The sequence below is a fragment of the Streptomyces sp. MB09-02B genome (assembly GCF_033794485.1).
Taxonomy (GTDB): domain Bacteria; phylum Actinomycetota; class Actinomycetes; order Streptomycetales; family Streptomycetaceae; genus Streptomyces.
On sequence record NZ_JARGEE010000880.1, the window covers coordinates 1 to 1,240 of the forward strand.

The following is a 1,240-nucleotide window of genomic DNA, read 5'->3' on the forward strand; positions in this document are numbered from 1 at the left end:
CCGCACACCCCGCCCCCGTCCTACGTCCCCCACTGCGCCCACCACGTCTCGTACGTCCTGACCGTCCTGGACCGGCTGGTCCCGGCCGGCACCCGGTGCGCGCTCATCGGGGCCCCGCTCAACTCCAACGTCGGCGACAGCGCGATCTGGCTCGGCCAGCGCGCCCTGCTGGACGCGCTCGGCGCCGAGGTGCGCTATGCCTGCGACCTGATGTCGTACGACGCCGGGCAGTTGGCGGCCTGTCTCCCGGAGGGCCCCATCATGCTGACGGGCGGCGGCACCCTCGGCGACCTCTGGGAGGACAGCCAGCTCCTGCGCGAACAGGTCCTGCGCGACTTCCCGGACCGCCGGATCGTCCAGCTGCCCCAGTCCGTGCACTTCACGGACCACGCCAACCTCACCCGGGCCCGCCGCGTCTTCGACGCCCACCCCGATCTGACGCTGCTGCTGCGCGACCGGCACAGCCTGCACCGCTGCCGCACCGTCTTCGAGGCACCGTCGCTGCTCGCCCCCGACCTGGCCTTCGCCGTACCGCCGGACGCGCTCGCCGACGGCAGGGTGGTCGCCCATGACGTGGTCTGGCTGGCCAGGGAGGACAAGGAATCGGCGAAGGGCCCACCGGCCGGGCGCGGCACGGCACGCACGGAACGCGGCGACCCGTACGTCTTCGACTGGACCCGGGAGGGCGACGACACCGACTGGCGGCGGGCCAAGGAAGCGCTGTGGCGGAGCCGGGCCCGCGCCCTGTGCCGAGCCGCCTCGGGCGACCCGTCCGGCGCCGTCCCCGCCCTCCTCGCCACCTACGACGGCCTCGCCCGCCTGCAACTCGCGCGCGGCTGCCGCCTGTTGACCGCCGGCCGGGTCACGGTCACCGACCGCCTCCACGGCCACGTCCTCGCCCTCCTCCTGGACCTCCCCCACGTCCTGGTCGCCGACCGCTACGGCAAGGCCCGCAGCTACTGGGACACCTGGACCACCCACCGGCCCCCGACCACCGCATGGGCCTGGACGGAGGCGGAGGCGAGGCGGACAGCGGCACGGCTACTGGCGGCCCTCCGGGCGGAAAGGCGGGGGGCGTAACCCCCGCCTTCCAGGGGCGCGGGGAACTGCGCGAGAAGCCCCACGTACCTGCACCCGCCTCCGATCGCGCACCCCAACGGCGCCGAGGCACCGAGCGCTCCGACCCTCCGACCCTCCGGCCCTCCGGCCCTCCGGCCCTCCGGCCCTCCGGCCCTCCGGC

At 75.3% G+C, this 1,240-nt stretch carries 1 protein-coding gene; it reads left to right on the plus strand.

Translation table 11 applies throughout. The features are described from left to right. On the plus strand, window positions 1–1,080 hold a 1,080-nt coding region (locus P1P70_RS44815; RefSeq protein WP_319248274.1), incomplete at its 5' end, for a polysaccharide pyruvyl transferase family protein. Between the last annotated feature and the right edge of the window lie 160 nt (window positions 1,081–1,240).